Source organism: Ruegeria sp. AI2, from assembly GCF_056541275.1.
In genome coordinates, this window is record NZ_JBQFYB010000001.1 from 647,378 (window position 1) to 663,248 (window position 15,871).

Annotated in this window: 14 protein-coding genes; 5 read left to right on the plus strand and 9 right to left on the minus strand. The window is 56.4% G+C overall.

The annotated features are described in order from the left end of the window. The gene (locus ACR0LL_RS03180) at positions 1–1,521 is read right to left on the minus strand and encodes a hypothetical protein (protein ID WP_480583908.1); all 1,521 of its coding nucleotides are present in this window, start codon (positions 1,519–1,521) and stop codon (positions 1–3) included. Beyond that, a complete protein-coding gene (locus tag ACR0LL_RS03185; RefSeq protein WP_267363898.1) occupies positions 1,511–1,660 on the minus strand; it encodes a hypothetical protein in 150 nt (49 codons plus the stop codon). The genes ACR0LL_RS03180 and ACR0LL_RS03185 overlap by 11 nt, the downstream gene beginning before the upstream one ends. A gap of 79 nt (positions 1,661–1,739) precedes the next feature. Here ACR0LL_RS03185 and ACR0LL_RS03190 point away from each other — a divergent pair, with 79 nt between their 5' ends. After that, positions 1,740–2,327 carry a shikimate kinase gene (locus ACR0LL_RS03190; protein ID WP_480583911.1) on the plus strand — a complete coding sequence of 196 codons (588 nt, stop codon included), beginning with the start codon at positions 1,740–1,742 and terminating at the stop codon, positions 2,325–2,327. Further along, complete coding sequence (aroB, locus tag ACR0LL_RS03195) at positions 2,327–3,439, plus strand: 3-dehydroquinate synthase (protein WP_480583914.1); 1,113 nt, start codon at positions 2,327–2,329, stop codon at positions 3,437–3,439. The genes ACR0LL_RS03190 and aroB overlap by 1 nt, the downstream gene beginning before the upstream one ends. 9 nt (positions 3,440–3,448) lie before the next feature. On the opposite strand, the gene ACR0LL_RS03200 is transcribed toward aroB, so the two are convergent. Then, on the minus strand, positions 3,449–4,519 hold the full coding sequence (locus ACR0LL_RS03200; protein ID WP_480583917.1) for a site-2 protease family protein: 1,071 nt from the start codon (positions 4,517–4,519) through the stop codon (positions 3,449–3,451). 18 nt (positions 4,520–4,537) lie between these two features. Further along, positions 4,538–5,026 carry a single-stranded DNA-binding protein gene (gene ssb, locus ACR0LL_RS03205; RefSeq protein WP_267363903.1) on the minus strand — a complete coding sequence of 163 codons (489 nt, stop codon included), beginning with the start codon at positions 5,024–5,026 and terminating at the stop codon, positions 4,538–4,540. A 201-nt stretch (positions 5,027–5,227) separates the two neighbouring features. Between ssb and ACR0LL_RS03210 the strand changes: the two genes are divergently transcribed. From ACR0LL_RS03210 to ACR0LL_RS03220, 3 genes are all read left to right on the plus strand, one after another. Next, positions 5,228–5,806 (plus strand): lytic transglycosylase domain-containing protein, encoded by a 579-nt coding sequence (locus tag ACR0LL_RS03210; RefSeq protein WP_480583920.1) that lies wholly within the window; start codon positions 5,228–5,230, stop codon positions 5,804–5,806. A 96-nt stretch (positions 5,807–5,902) separates the two neighbouring features. Next, entirely contained in the window at positions 5,903–6,865 is a 963-nt protein-coding gene (locus ACR0LL_RS03215) for a LuxR C-terminal-related transcriptional regulator (protein WP_480583922.1), read from the plus strand. Positions 6,866–6,995: 130 nt separating this feature from the next. Continuing rightward, positions 6,996–7,982: an MBL fold metallo-hydrolase gene (locus tag ACR0LL_RS03220; protein ID WP_480583925.1), complete on the plus strand. Its 987-nt coding sequence runs from the start codon at positions 6,996–6,998 to the stop codon at positions 7,980–7,982. 111 nt (positions 7,983–8,093) lie between these two features. On the opposite strand, the gene ACR0LL_RS03225 is transcribed toward ACR0LL_RS03220, so the two are convergent. From ACR0LL_RS03225 to miaA, 5 genes are all read right to left on the minus strand, one after another. Next, positions 8,094–10,181 (minus strand): ABC transporter ATP-binding protein, encoded by a 2,088-nt coding sequence (locus ACR0LL_RS03225; RefSeq protein WP_267363907.1) that lies wholly within the window; start codon positions 10,179–10,181, stop codon positions 8,094–8,096. 93 nt (positions 10,182–10,274) lie between these two features. Further along, the gene (locus ACR0LL_RS03230) at positions 10,275–11,738 is read right to left on the minus strand and encodes an ABC transporter permease (protein WP_480583927.1); all 1,464 of its coding nucleotides are present in this window, start codon (positions 11,736–11,738) and stop codon (positions 10,275–10,277) included. Between the two features lie 13 nt (positions 11,739–11,751). Beyond that, on the minus strand, positions 11,752–12,798 hold the full coding sequence (locus ACR0LL_RS03235; protein WP_209504113.1) for an ABC transporter permease: 1,047 nt from the start codon (positions 12,796–12,798) through the stop codon (positions 11,752–11,754). Between the two features lie 123 nt (positions 12,799–12,921). Next, positions 12,922–14,592 (minus strand): ABC transporter substrate-binding protein, encoded by a 1,671-nt coding sequence (locus ACR0LL_RS03240; RefSeq protein WP_480583928.1) that lies wholly within the window; start codon positions 14,590–14,592, stop codon positions 12,922–12,924. A 352-nt stretch (positions 14,593–14,944) separates the two neighbouring features. Then, positions 14,945–15,838 carry a tRNA (adenosine(37)-N6)-dimethylallyltransferase MiaA gene (gene miaA, locus ACR0LL_RS03245; protein ID WP_480583930.1) on the minus strand — a complete coding sequence of 298 codons (894 nt, stop codon included), beginning with the start codon at positions 15,836–15,838 and terminating at the stop codon, positions 14,945–14,947. Between the last annotated feature and the right edge of the window lie 33 nt (positions 15,839–15,871).

Genomic DNA, 15,871 nt, shown 5'->3' on the forward strand with positions numbered 1-15,871 from the left:
TCAACGCTTTTGCAGGATCAAAAGGGACAGGGCCGCACGTCGCGCGGTGTCTTCCAGCCCAACGCGCCGGAATGTTGCAATTGCCGCTGTCAGGTCCACCAGATTGCCCCGTGCGCCATGTGCAAACAGTTGCATGGCTTCAATAATGGCTTCGCCCAATTGACCGTTGGCCAGCAGCGCATCAATGTCGCCTGGCACAGGCGCTGCCCATTCAAACCCCTGAGCGACAGCATCAGCCAAAGGGGACGGGGACACCGCGCGCCCGGGGTCACCTTGTGCCAAAGCGGCAAGAAATCGGGTTTCGTTGGATGTGTCGGGCGCTGCCAAGGCGGCCTGTTCGTAAAGCCCCGACAGCATCAGAATACGCCAGCGCAGGATTTCGGTGGCTGCAACCGGCAATGTGACAGACGACAAGCGCTCGGCGAAAAGTTCGGCAAACGGAACCTCAAGCCCGACACTGCGCATCTGTTGCCAGACCGGTTGCAAAGTCTTTCCGATCGCTTCCGCGTTCCCGGTGTCTAACGCGCTTTCAAAACGCTGAACGGCGGCCACCCGATCCCAGACAGCACCTGAGGCTGCCGGATCACGCTCGGTATAAAGGCCCAGCAGCTGATTGGGGGTTAATGCGCCAATTCGGGTAAGCCGTTCCGCTGCTTCGATCTGTGCCTTCCAACCTGCGACATCGCGCAGATCCGCATTGGCAAACGCCCGCGGCAGCGGAGCGGAGGGGAGTCGTTCGCCAATTGCCTCAAACAAACGGAACGTCAGGGGATCAGGGTTTTCCGGCTGCGGCAGGTAAGCTGCGCCTTCATACAGTTCCGGGCTGAGGAAACGGTCCAGAACAGCCAGATCCTCGGGTGGAAGGATTTCAAGCGCATGTGCCGCCTCAAGCGTCAGCGCAGCCGAAGCCCAATCCCCGCGGCGGGCCTTGCAAAAGATCTGAGCCGCATAGTCCTGCGAAAGATACGGCTCGGCAATAAGGGCGGTACAGCTACGATCCTCATCCCCGGTCAAGAGCGTCGCATCGAACCAGCGCTTGAACCGGTCCTGCGTGTCAGTGGGTCCGGCCAGTTGAACAAGCGATTGTGCCGGATCAGCGGCACCCAGTTGCATCAACCGATCCAGCCGGGCCAGCAAAAGGGTTTCTTCGGCCAGAGGCCCCGACGGCGCGCGGGTTTCAGACAAGAGCAACGTGAACAACAAACGCTGCATGGCCGGGTTGTCACGCACGTGGACGTCGGCGATCAGTTCGGCCAGGCGATCCGCCTCGCTGCCCTGCCAAAGGTCGACGGGCAGACCGGTGACAGAGGACGAAACAAGGCCCAACGGCTGCGACAGTGCCTCAAGCGAAGTCACTTCAATTTCCGGCAATGCGCCATCTTGCGTAACCGGTGGTTCCAGCAGAACGGTTCCCGGCAGGTTTTCCGGCGGGTCTGTCAGCCATTCGATGGCGGATAAGGGTTCCTGCGCATGTGCCGACCCGGCCAGTGTGATTGCCAAAAGCAGTTGCTTAGTTGACATCCAGTACAACCGGCTCGCGAATTTCACTTTGAGGCGCAGAGAAATCCACACCAAAGAATGGACCGACATAGGCATAGGCAACCAGCCCGATGAATGTCAGGCACAGAACATATATCAGGAATTTGATCAGACGGCTCATGGCGTCACGCTGCCTCAATTTTTGATTTTGACCAAGTTATAACTGGCATTTTTCCCAAGATCACGTCATTCACGGTGAAATGAGCGAAATTAAGCATAACACGCATTCAGCGGACGCGCAGACCCGATTTGATCTGCACAAAACCGTGGTTCTGGTGGGCATGATGGGGGCCGGCAAGACGGCCGTGGGCCGCGCTTTGGCCGCGCGTCTGGGTGTTCCCTTTCTGGATAGTGATGCTGAAATCGAATCAGCCGCCAACATGACCATCCCCGAAATCTTTGAGCGGGACGGGGAGCCGTTTTTTCGCACCAAGGAAACACAGGTCATCAGCCGCCTGCTGGACGAAAAAAAAGGCATCCTTTCAACGGGTGGCGGGGCGTTTCTTCAGCCCGACAACCGGCGTTTGATCACCTTGCGTGGGGCGTCTGTCTGGTTGCGGGCAGACCTGAAAGTTTTGTGGAGCCGAGTTCGCCACAAGGACACGCGCCCACTGCTGCGCACCGTTGATCCGTATGCGACATTGAAAGCCCTCTACGAGGCGCGTGTTCCGGTTTACGCCGAGGCTGATCTGATCGTGGATTCGGATGGCGAAACGTCGATCGAGAATATGGTGGACCGGGTTGTCAACGCCTTGTTGGCGCGCCCTGATGTTTTGGAAATCAGATAATGCATCAAACAGTACATGTGGAACTGGGTGACCGGTCGTATGACGTTGAGATCGGTCCGGATCTTCTGGCACGAGCGGGCGAATGGATTGCACCACTATTGGCGCGCCCCAAGGTGGCCGTCCTGACAGATGAGAACGTTGCTGACCTACATCTGGACGCGCTGTGTGCAGGTCTGAAAGTCGCCGGAATCGAAATGTCCGCGCTGGCCTTGCCCGCCGGCGAGGCAACCAAAAGCTGGCCTCATTTCGAACGCGCGGTTGAGTGGCTGTTGGCTGAAAAGGTTGAACGTAGGGACGTTGTTGTGGCCCTTGGTGGTGGCGTAATTGGTGATCTTGCAGGCTTTGCCGCGGCCGTCCTGCGCCGAGGCGTTCGGTTCGTGCAAATCCCCACGTCTTTGCTGGCGCAAGTAGACAGCTCCGTCGGGGGGAAAACAGGGATCAACGCCCCTCAGGGGAAGAACCTGATCGGCGCTTTTCATCAGCCATCGCTGGTTCTGGCAGATACATCTGTGTTGCAGACCATGACCCAGAGGGACTTTCTTTCAGGGTATGGCGAGGTGGTGAAATACGGCTTGCTTGGGGATGCGGAATTCTTTGAATGGCTTGAGGTGAACGGGCAAAGCGTCTCCTCGGGCGACATGGCCGCACGTGTGCGTGCGGTAACCCGCTCGGTTCAGATGAAAGCCGATATCGTGGCCCGGGATGAAACCGAACAAGGTGACCGCGCCCTGCTGAATCTGGGGCACACCTTCTGCCATGCCTTGGAGGCCGCCACAGGTTATTCGAACCGTCTATTGCATGGCGAGGGCGTGGCCATTGGCTGTGCACTTGCGTTCGAGCTTTCGTCCCGCCTTGGCCTGTGTTCGCAAGAAGACCCAAGCCGGGTACGCGCGCATCTGCGGGCGATGGGCATGAAAACGGACCTGGCTGATATTCCCGGTGACTTGCCAAGTGCCGAGGCGCTGGTGGATCTGATGGGGCAGGACAAAAAGGTTGTGGACGGCCAGCTGCGTTTTATTCTGGCCCGGGGAATTGGTCAGGCTTTTGTGACCTCGGATGTGCCGAAGGATGCGGTCTTGTCGGTTCTGTCGGACGCGCTGGCCCCGGTGTGACGCAGGGGATCAACGGCCCTGAATAACCATCAGCTCGCCAATGTTTTCGCGGGTTATGTAACCGATCATGTGACCGCCATGGGTCAGAACTGCAATGGCCGGAGCCCCATTGTGCAGGTGTTCCAGCACGTCCTCAAGGCCGGTTGTCAGCAAGACTGCGGGAACGTTGGCATCCATGATCGAGGTCGCGGGCGAAGTTCTGGGCTGGTCGCTTGCCAGGGCAGTGAACAGGCGATCGCGTGTCACAAAACCCAGCAAAGTGTGATTTGAGTCTAGTATCGGAAATTCGTGCTGCGTGGTGTGAATGACGGCTTGCGCAGCTGTGCTCAGCGTATCGCTGGGGGATAGGGCATGAAATTCGGTGATCATCGCGTCCCGGGCCAGAACGCGGCGGACCGCGGATCGCAAAGCGACTTCCTGGCTTTCTGCATTGGCCGCAAAGAACACAAATACGGCGATCAATACCAGAATTGGATTGCCAGAGCTCAGCCCTAGAAATCCAAACCCGATGGCGACAACCTGGCCACCAACGGCTGCAATTCGGGTGGCTTTGACACGATTCATGCGTAAACACAAAAGGGCGCGAAAGACGCGGCCTCCGTCCATTGGGAATGCCGGGATCAAGTTGAAGATGGCCAAGAGCAGATTGATATAGGCCAGCTTGTCCACAATCCTCACATTTGGTGACTCCAATTGCGCGAGGGTCTCAAGCGGCATCCCTGCGCCAAGCACGGCAAGGCCAATAAAGATTGCGATATTCACTGCCGGGCCCGCAAGCGCCACCAGAACCTCTTGCATGGGTTTTTCCGGCATTCTCTCAAGTCGGGCCAGGCCGCCGATGGGCAGAAGGGTGATGTCGGGGGTTTTGATACCATAGCGCCGCGCCATAAGGGCGTGACCGAACTCATGCGCGACAACGCAGGCAAACAGCGCCAGAACAAAGAGAAGGTTCTCTATCGCGGCTGGCATGCCACCGGCTGAGAACGCGGCAAAACCGACCCATGCAAGCAGCAGAAAAAAGGTGACATGGACCCTCAATTCGGACCCGAGCAATCGGCCGAGAGAGAAGGACCATGTCATGTTGTTTCTCCGTTTTACTTAGAACGGAATCTCGTCGTCGTCGATTCCGCCCGAGGCTGGTGCCGGAGAGCTGGATGGACCGCCATAGGGGTCACCGTAACCGCCACCGGCCTGGCCGCCACCATACCCGCCGCCGCTGCCGCCACCGCCTTCGCCACGACCGTCCAGCAGGGTCAGTTCCCCGCGATAAGGGCGCAGGACAACCTCGGTCGTGTACCGATCCTGACCGGACTGATCCTGCCATTTGCGGGTTTCCAGCTGGCCTTCGATATAAACCTTGCTGCCCTTGCGCAGATATTGCTCAGCGATGCGGGCCAGTGGTTCCGAGAAGATAGCAACCGAATGCCATTCTGTCCGTTCACGACGTTCACCCGTGTTGCGGTCTTTCCAGTTTTCCGAGGTGGCAATGCGCAGGTTGCACACTTTGCCACCGTTCTGGAACGACCGGACTTCGGGGTCGCGGCCAAGATTTCCCACCAGAATGACCTTGTTGACTGAACCCGCCATGTAAATCCTCGTTCTGTTCTGCGTAAATGCGCCGAATCTGGCGCAATGAGTTTCGTGAGACCCTATACGGCCTGCATCATGGTTGAAAACAGTTGATACAACACTGTCGAACAAGAGTCTTACTGTACTATTTACCAAGCTTTCATTTTTTGCGGGAATACCTATACTCCCACTGGTTTTGATCGAGCAGGATAAGCAAAGATGCGTTCTTGGGTTGCTGGGTTTTCCGTTGCCTGCCTTGTATTGGCCGTTGCGCCGGTGCAGGCACAAACATTGTCCAGCAAAAGCCGCAAGGATATTTTCCTTAAACAGGCGAAGGTTCTGGATTCTCGTGCGGCAACCCAGTACCGCGACTCGGCCCGGCTGAAACCCAAAACAACGCGCGATCAGGTCAGCAAACGATATTCAGGAAAATATCGCGGAGAATATCTGGAAATCGCGCGACGTGTTGCCCGCCTTCACAACATCCCTGAAGATCTGTTCTTGCGTCTCGTGCAGCAGGAAAGTGGTTGGAACCCACAGGCGAAGTCACATAAAGGTGCGTTGGGATTGGCGCAGCTTATGCCACAAACGGCTGAGCTTTTGGGCGTAAACCCTCATGATCCCAAGCAAAACCTCGAAGGCGGTGCCAGATATCTGTCCTGGCAATACCGCAAGTTCAAATCGTGGCCTTTGGCGTTGGCGGCCTATAACGCGGGACCTGATGCGGTTGAAAGGCATGGTGGTATCCCGCCGTACAAGGAAACCCAGAACTACGTGAAGGTTATCTGGGGCGGCTGAAACCGATGCTGCGCCGCAGAGTGTCGTTTTCTTGATTCAGTGTAACGCCTCCAACTAACCTGACAGGGTATCGCCCAGTAACTGGTGAGGCCCCTTATGCCTGCTGATCACCCGCAGATTCCCAAAGAAACGCTGGCAAACTGGCAGCAACTTGTTGATCTGGTCGCAGAACTGGCCGACGTGCCCGCAAGCCTGATCATGAAAACCGACGCGCCGGATCATGCGGTTTTGATCACATCCGATCACCCCGAGAATCCATATCCGGTCGGTCTGAGTTTCCAGTTGAACCCCAAGCTATATTGCCAGGGTGTTCTGGAGCGTGACGGAGAATTGGTGGTCGAGGACGCCAAATGTGATCCGGTTTGGGCGGATAACGACGACCTGGAACACGGAATGACCTTTTACATCGGCTTACCGCTGAAATGGCCCGATGGCTCGGTGTTTGGCACAATCTGTGTTCTGGACCGAAAACAGAACCGGCGGGCCTTGTTGTTCCGAGAGGGGCTGACGCAGTTCGCGCGCATGGTCGAGTCGGATTTGGCTTTGTTGCAAGAGGTTTATCTGAGACGCGCGTTGGAGGAGAAACTGAACGAAACACTTGCCCAGCTTGAAACGCGTGTTTCGGATCGAACCCGAGAGTTGCAGGAGACGAACACAGCGTTGCGCGTATTGCTCTCAAGTCTCGACGATGACCGCAAGAACCGGGATCACGAAATCGTCGAGCAGGTTCGAAGCAGAGTTTTGCCGTATCTTGAAAAGGTTCGGGCGCAGCTTTCCGGCGACGAGGCGCAATTTGTCTATCTTGAGCTGGCCGAAAAGAACCTGAACGAGATCACGTCTTCGCTGTCTGACAAGTTGACGGATGCCTTCGCGGCAATGACCCCGACCGAAATGGAAATTGCACAGATGGTCATGTTTGGGAAAACCACGAAGGACATTGCCAAGGCCCTGTCCCGAGAGACGTCGACAATCGATTTTCACCGCAACAACATTCGTCGAAAACTAGGACTTGAGGGACGGGATCAAAACCTGCGCAGTCATTTGCTCTCGATTTCGTGAATGTTGAATGTGGGGAATGCCCCCATATTCCACCCCCATTTTTTCGGTCTGAGCTGATGTGCTTTGGCTTGCTACCCTCTGGGATGAGGTGCCGAAAAACGGCGCACGTCCAACAGAGAGGTACATAGATATGGATCGCAAGGATCTGAAACCGACCATCCTGAAAGGGGACAAGGATCATCTGGCACCGGGGTTGTCTCGGCGGTCATTTTTCATGGCGGCAGGTGCTGCCGGTGTTGGCGCGACAGCTTCAGTGCTGGGGGCAAAACCGGCCGAGGCGCAATCGCAGGCGTGGTTGCAACCAGGGAACAATAACCATGTGATCGACCTGCAGGGATCGACGGGGCAGGCCAGTGCCGGAGTTGTCAGTATCGACTATTATGGCCATTGCGCCATCAAGATCACCTCGCCCAACGGCGCAACGGTCCTGTTCGACCCCTGGCGTGATGACCCGTCGGGCGCGTGGGGGCTTTGGTTCCGCAATGAATTCCCCCAATTCCCGGTGGACATTACCTTGTCGACACATGCGCATTTCGATCACGACGCAATCGAACGACCAAGCTCGACCATGGTGCTGGACAGGATGGTGGGCAATTTCGAGTTCGCCGATATCAAAATCACTGGTTTTGCAGATAAACATGCCTGCGTGGCGCCGGGGTGGTACAACTGGACCAATGCACTGGCCGAGTTTGGGGTCGAAGCCTGCCCACCGAACAATGTGGGTCATATGGATATGGTGGTCTATCTGGTGGAAACAGGCGGCATTCGTACGCTGATCTGGGGTGATAATCGCCACAATCCGCCTCAGGAGTTTTGGGACGCCGTCGGAAAGGTCGATGTTCTGACCCTACCAGTAGACGGGTCGCAACATATCCTGAGTTTCGATCAGGGTAATGACATCGTGGCCAAGCTAAAGCCAAAGATCATTATCCCAACTCATTACCTGAACGAAGTCACGTCTTATACGCTGACCACGCTGCAATCAGCAGACGAGTGGGTAAAGGGACAGCAAAGCTATCAGTTGCTTGACAGTGCCAGCCTGAAACTGGAGGCCGGAGAGATTGCTGGTATGAGCCAGGAGTTCATGCATTTCGGCAACAATGTCATGACCGGCTGAGAGTCTTACAGGGAACCACCACTCACAGGCGCCGCCAGTTTCCTCGTGAAACGCGGCGCTCACAGAAAGGGCCGGTCAACGACCGGCCCTTTCCAGTGAAGATCCGCAAACCTACTCGGCCGCGACTTTGATCACGGGTTGCATCCGTGCCAGCACCTCTTCGGACAAGTGGCACTTTACCTGATGACCCTCGGCCAATGTCTGCACAGGTGGCACATGTGACTCGCAACGGCCGTCAGGCACTTCGGATTTCCAGCGACACCGTGTCTGGAACGGGCATCCCGGTGGCGGGTTCATGGCTGAAGGAATATCACCCTCCAGTACGATGTGCTGCTTTTCGACCGATGTATCGGCGATGGGAACAGCACTCAGAAGCGCTTCGGTATAAGGGTGGTAGGGGGGGGCAAAAACCTGATCAGTTGTGCCCAGCTCGACCACGTGGCCCAGATACATCACCATCACTCGGTCGCTGAGGTATCGCACGATGGAAAGGTCATGGCTGATGAACAGCAACGTGGTTTTGTGCTCGCGCTGAATTTCCATCAGCAGGTCGGTCACCGCAGCTTGCACCGAAACGTCCAGCGCCGATACGGGCTCGTCGGCTACCACGATGCGCGCATCGCCAGCAAAGGCGCGCGCGATACCTACGCGCTGCTTCTGGCCACCCGACAGCTGACGCGGCATCCTGTCGGCAAAGGCGCGCGGCAGTTTTACCAGATCCAGCAGCTCCAGCATCCGCTTCTTGCGCTCGGCCTCAGAATTGCCAACACCGAAGATTTCCAATGCCCGGATGATCTGGCGCCCAACGGTCATCGACGGGTTCAGCGTGTCGAACGGGTTCTGAAACACCATCTGAACTTCACCAACGGTCTTTGCGTCGCGCTCTTCTATGGGCACCTGTTCGATATTGCGGTTGTCCAGCAGAATCTGCCCGTCCGTGGCCGTCTCAAGACCCATCAAAACCTTGGCGAACGTGGACTTGCCGCAACCGGATTCACCCACGATGGCCAACGTTTCGGATTCATGCGCCTCGAAACTGAGCGTTTCGTTTGCCTTCACAACCTTCTTTTCGCCACCGCCGAACAGGGCATTTGCTGCAACCTCATAGTATTTCTTGAGGTTGTCCATCTTCAGAACGACCCTGCCGATCTCACCTTTCTCTTTCTGTTCACCCACCGTGATTGGTGCGTTCCAGTCAATCTCTTTGAATTTAAGGCAACGGGTATGGTGCCGGTCATTTCCGGGCACCGCCTCCATCAGGATGTCCTTGGCGTCACAGCGACCTTCTTCGAAATAGTCGCAGCGCGGACCAAAGTTACAACCAGGGGGCCGCTCATGGGGTAGGGGAAAGTTCCCCGGTATAGCCACCAGCGGGCGCGAATTCTTGTCGGCCCCCGGCAGCGGGATCGACCGGAACAGGGCCTGCGTGTAAGGGTGCTGCATCTCGTCAAACACATCCTTGATCGAGCCGCGCTCGACCGCCTCACCCGAATACATCACGCAAAGCCGGTCACAGGTTTCCAGAACCAGCCCAAGGTTGTGCGAAATGAACAGCATCGAGGTGCCGTATTTCTTGCCCAGATCCTTCACCAGCTCGACCACGGCAGCCTCAACCGTCACGTCAAGTGCCGTTGTTGGTTCGTCAAGGATTAGCAGCGCCGGTTTCGACATCAAGGCCATCGCGATCACGATGCGCTGCTGTTGACCGCCTGACAGCTGGTGCGGGAACGAGTTGAGCATTCGCTCGGGGTCCGGCAGGCGCACATCGGTGACAACTTCCAGCGCGCGCGAATACGCTTCTTCCGCGCTGACGCCCTCGTGAATCATGGGCACTTCCATCAGCTGCTTACCGATCTTCATTGCCGGGTTCAGTGAGGCCATCGGCTCCTGATAGATCATCGCGATCTCATTGCCACGTATGTCGCGCAATTCGTCTGAACTCATTTCCGCCAGATCACGACCCTTGAACTTGATCGTACCACCAACGATGCGACCGTTTTTGCCAAGGTCCTGCATGACACCCAGCGCCACCGTGGATTTGCCGCAACCGGATTCACCGACCAGACCAACAGCTTCACCGGGTTGCACACTGACAGAGAAATCCATCACGGCCGGAATTTCCCGCAGGCGGGTAAAGAAGGAAATCGACAGCTTGTCGATCTCAAGGATCGGGCCGTCATAATCCGCCATCTTGCTCATCTTGTATCTCCTCGCCAGATCGAGGGGATCCTCTTCATCTGGCTAAAAATATCTCGGGGGGTCCGGGGGGCTGGCCCCCCGGTTGTTTTCACGTCAGTCTTTCAGGCTTTCTTCGCGCAACCCGTCGGCCAGCAGGTTCAGACCCAGAACCAGCGTCAACAAGGCCAGCGCGGGTGGCAGAGCAGGGTGCAGGTAGATCGACAAAAGCTTGCGCCCCTCGTTGATCGTCGACCCCCAGTCCGGGCTTTCGGGTGGCAGACCCAGACCAAAGAAACCTAAGGTTCCCAGAAGGATGGTGGTATAGCCAATGCGCAGGCAGAAATCGACGATCAGCGGGCCACGCGCGTTGGGCAGGATTTCCCACAGCATGATGTACCACGGACCCTCGCCACGGGTTTGTGCTGCCGCTACGTAGTCCCGTGTTTTGATGTCCAGCGCCAGTCCGCGCACGATGCGGAACACGGTGGGCGAATTCACAAAGACCACCGAGACAAAGACCACCAGAATACCGCCTGGAATATCGAACAGATCCAGATAGGTCGGCAGCCCCCAGATACGATAGGCGTCGGTATTGATGATGTAGCCACCGGTCGAAATCAGAGACAGGTAGAACCAACCCGCTACCCCTAAAACTCCGATCAGCAGCGGTGTTCGGAAGTTCGGTCTGGTATAGTAGCGTGAGTTCAACAGCACGCCGAGGAATATGATCGGGAATACGAACAAGACGGCCGCCATGTAGTTCGGTACACCGGTCGCAACGATCTCGGGCGTGACCAGCAGATAGAACAGCAGGATCACCGGGAAGGCCAGGATCAGGTTCGCAAGGAACGACAGCAAAGTATCCAGCCGACCACCATAATAGCCTGCCGGCAGACCCAGCGTGATGCCAACCATGAACGCAAACATCGTGGCAAGCGGGGCGATCTGAACAACAATCCATGCACCTTTGACCATGCGGCTGAACACATCGCGGGCCAGATTGTCGCCACCCAGCAGATACCAGGCGTATTGACCGTCCTCCAGATTTGAAAGTGGCGTACCTGGCACTTTGTTCTTCATGCCCGAAACCTGCGACAGCGGGTCATGCGTGACGATCAAATCCATCGCGCCGAATACCCCGGTGAAAACCCAGAACATCACAAGGCCAAAGCCAATCATGCCGATGGGGCTGTCAAACAGTTTGCCGTAGAGGCCAAGCTTGCGTTTGAAGGCTATCGACATGGCATAAAGGATGATCAACGACACCCATACGGGCAAAAACTGCTGGGACATGGCGCCAATAATCCCGGCGCTGGTGCCCATTAGTACGCCCAGTACGATATAGGCGAGTGCGATTCCGACACTGGCCAAGAAACTGTAGCGCAGTGCAAGTTGTATCAGTGTCCGCAGGCCCGAGCTTGAGCTCAACGTACCGTCCGGGTTCACCGTCATCTGGTCTTCAGGCAGCACGATGCTGGCCAGCATCCAGATGGCAATGGACAAGACCATTAGCGCAAGGCCAAGGGCAAAAAGCGGGTTCAGGAAGGCGATAGAGCCGGTCCAGGTAAGTGGTTCCATGATCTAACCCTCCTTAAGAAATGCGGATGCGCGGGTTGAGGTAGACATAGCCGATATCCGAAATCAGCTGGGTCACCAGCACCACAAAGACCGAAACGACCGAAATCGCCAGCAACAGCTGAATGTCGTTATTGCCCGCGGCCTGAACCAGCGCCCAGCCGAAGCCCTTGTAGTTGAACAGGGTCTCGACGATCACCACACCATTCAGCAGCCAGGGGAACTGCAGCATGATGACGGTGAACGGTGCGATCAGCGCGTTACGCAACGCATGCTTCATGACGATATTCGGGAACGAGACACCCTTAAGGCGCGCGGTGCGGATATATTGCGCCGTCATCACTTCGGTCATCGAGGCGCGGGTCATCCGTGCAATATAGCCCATCCCATAAAGCGCAATGGTCAGGACCGGCAGGAAGAAGTTCTCAAAGGTCGGGTTCTCCATCGCTTGCGTGGCCGTACCTTTAAACCACTTCAAACCAACTGCGGATGAGGTGAAGATGGCGATAAAGATCACGCCCGAGACGTATTCCGGTGTTGCTGTCGTTGTGATGGCGAAAGTCGACAACGTCCTGTCAGTGGCAGATCCTTCTTTCATTCCTGCCAAAACACCAAGGATCAACGCAGACGGAACCATCAGCAGCATGACCCAGAGCATCAGACGACCAGTCAGAGCCAACCGGTTCCCAACAACGGTCGAAACCTCTTCCTTGAAGACAGTCGAATAGCCCCAATACCCCTGCAGGATTCCGCAGAAATTCGGGGATTCTTCGGCGGTTTTGCCCGGCAGGATGCATCTTCCCTGAACGGTTCCGTCTTCATTCGTGTACCGATACGAGGGCAGGACACCCAGCCATTCGCCGTATTTTATCGGAGTGGATTGGAGGTAACCATTTTTGCTCAGGTAGCTCTCAACCTGCTCATCCGACATCCGAAAGTTGCCCTGCGTTTTCGCCAGCTTCTCGAGGTTCGGATAGAGGTTGGTTAAGAAGAAAACCAGGAATGTCAGACACAATGCCGTCAACAGCATGATGCCAACCCGCCTTAGAATGAAAAGTCCCATATTTGCCCCTGTGGGTCGGCTAGCGCGGGTTTCATGGAACGCCACGCTTAGCTGTTATTACTTGTTCGTCGCGTTCAGGACGAAGAGGCCGCGCCAGGGTGGCGCGGCCTTTTGCGTTTTGGTTCAGGACGTAAAGCCGAACTTATAAAGCTGCGGCAAGTCAGCGATATGCTTTTCAACACCCACCAAATTGTCGCGGTGATGGCGCATCGCTGTCCGCCAATAAGGCTGGATCGTGACACCTTCGTCGATCATGATCCCCTGCAGTTTGGCCATCACTTCACGACGTTTGTCGACATCTGCGATCGAGTTCGCCTCGGCCAGCAACGCATCAAACTCTGCATTGGCGAAACCGGATTCGTTCCACGCGACTCCCGATTTATAGGCCAGTGCCAGCACCTGAGTGCCCAATGGGCGGTGGTTCCAGTTCGTCGACGAGAAGGCGTATTTCGTCCAGTCGTTCCAGAAGGTCGATCCCGGCAGAACTGTGTGCTTGGCCTTGATACCCGCGTCGTTCAGCTGCGCTACAACCGCGGCCGTGGTGTTACGGCGCCAGTCATCGTCGATTGATTGCACTTCGTGCTCAAAATCACCCATACCCGCTTCGTCCATCAGGGCTTTCGCCCCGGCAGGATCATATGGGATACGAGTCACGGCCGAGTCATGTTCAGGGTGCATCGGCCCGACGTGGCAGTTGTCAGCCGGAATGCCGTAGCCCGACATGCCCAGCTCCAGGCACACTTCGTTGTCCACCGCCATGGCCAAAGCCTGACGAACGCGCTTGTCGCCGTAGATCTTGTTGCCGTTTTCGTCTTCGGCCAACTGGTTCGGTCGGATAACGATGGTAAAGCCCGACGGGATTTCCGAGCGCACAAGCCCAATGCCGTCAAAGATGTCGACGAATTCGCCAACAGATTCCCAGTTCATGTCGATCTCTTCGGCCTCATAAGCCGCAAGGAATGCCGCCGGGTCAGTGCCGTAGTCGATGAACTCGATGCGGTCGATATAGCCGCCTTTGCCAGCCTCATATCCCCACCAGTCGAAACCTTCGTTGCGCACCAGCACGCCTTTGACGCCAACTTCGTGGCTGTCAGGCAGCATGAAGCCCGTGCCGACAGGGTTTGAAAGCATGTCGTTTGCATCGAAGCTGCTGTGCACGATTGCGGCGGGATAGTCCGCCATACCCGGGATGATCGTGATGTCAGGCGCGTTGCACTTTAGTTTGACAGTATGGGAGTCAACCACAGTGATTGCACCGTCCGCAGCTTGCTGAGTGCTTTCGTCGATAAGCGACGCCATACGCGATGCCATCGAGTTGCCTTCCAGGCCAGCGTCACACCACCCTGCAATGTTACGGGCCACGTCTTCGGCCGTGAAATCGTCGCCATTGTTCCACTTTACGCCCTTGCGAACGTTCAATGTGTATTCAGTGGCGTCGTCATTGGCTTCCCAGCTTTCCAGCAGCATCGGCTTGAACGAGCCGTCGTTGTTGTATTCAACGAGGTACTCCAGCCAGCCTGCTGTGAAAGTGGCAATTTGCGTCCAGTCATAAGTTCGCGGATCTTTAAGCGCGCGCACTTCCATCTGATAGCGGATGGTACCACCGCGCTGCGGTTCTTGTGCCGCCGCAGGCGATTGCAGACCGATCAAACCATAGGCCGTCGGTACCGCGACACCCAGCGCCGTCGCGCGGACCAGAAATTCCCGGCGGCTAAGCTTGCCGTCACGGTATTCCTGCGCGTGCATCTCGGCCGCCCAGTGCACCTTGTCTGTGGTGATTGCCGTATTGGTCATAAATGTCTCCCTGTGACATTGATTTTGTTGATTTGTTCTTGTTCTAAGCGACACGGGTTAGTCGTGTCGAAAGAAAGAAGGATTCCGGTTTTTGGACTCTGTGCATCCCCATGCCGCCATTCGGCACCAGAAATCACTCAACGTCAACGTTCGGAATCGACATAAAATGCACAAAAGCGACGTTCCCGCAGTCTTGATATTTCGGTACGGATTTTGTCATGTGGCGCTCCTTCAGGAGAAATCCTTGCGGAGATTCTGCGTCAAATTACTGATAACAGACGAAAAACCAGTTAGTTTCCGTTGATCTGTTTGCTTTCGGTGTCAAATCCTGTGGAATGAACAACACCAGATATCACTTTGAGAAATCAACGTGATTCCATGTTTTCATTCTGGCCCGAAACCACGTGCGTTGACGTTTGGCAAATTGCCGGGTCGAGATTGTGGCCCGTTCACGGGCCTGATCCAAAGTCAGTGTTCCATCCAGATAGGCCATAAGCTCTGGCACACCAATGGCTTTACAGGCGGGAAGAGCGGGGTCGAAACGATCCCGCATGGCGCGTACTTCGTCGATTGCGCCCAGCTCCAGCATCTGATCAAAACGGCGTTCAATCCGATCCAGAAGCCACGTTTTGTCGACGTCAAAAACGATAGGAACCGCATCATCCAGCCGTAAAATTGGCGGTGGTGTATCGGCCTGCCAGGACAATAGGCTGCGACCAGTGGCGCGCTGCACTTCCCAAGCGCGCTGCACGCGCGCGCGGTTCTGTATATCCAGGCCAGACAGTGTCTGTTCGTCGACCCCGGCGACCAGCTCAGATACGGTCAGCAAGTCTGCTTCGGCCCGCACCTGCGCTGGGGTCGCAGGAATTTCGGCCATGCCTTCGGTCAGGGCCGTGAAATATAAACCGGTCCCGCCGACGATGATTGGCCGCTGGCCCCCAGTCAGCAGTGGCACCACTTCGCGCAGCCAGTGACCGGCTGAATATTCCTGATCATAGGCGATGTGACCATAGAGCAGATGCGGCGCGCGTGTTTCTTCTTCGACAGATGGTCGGGCCGAGATCACTCGCCAGCAGTCATAGACCTGACTTGCGTCTGCATTGACGATGACGCCGCCATGCTGCTCGGCGATCTCCAGCGCCAGTGCTGATTTCCCGGATGCCGTTGGCCCTGCAATCAGGACAGGTATGTCATCGGGAATAGGGGGCAATTGCTGAAATATCGTGTCTGTTGATCGCTGGGTCATAGGCGGTTGCCTCAATCCTCACCAACCGCATTG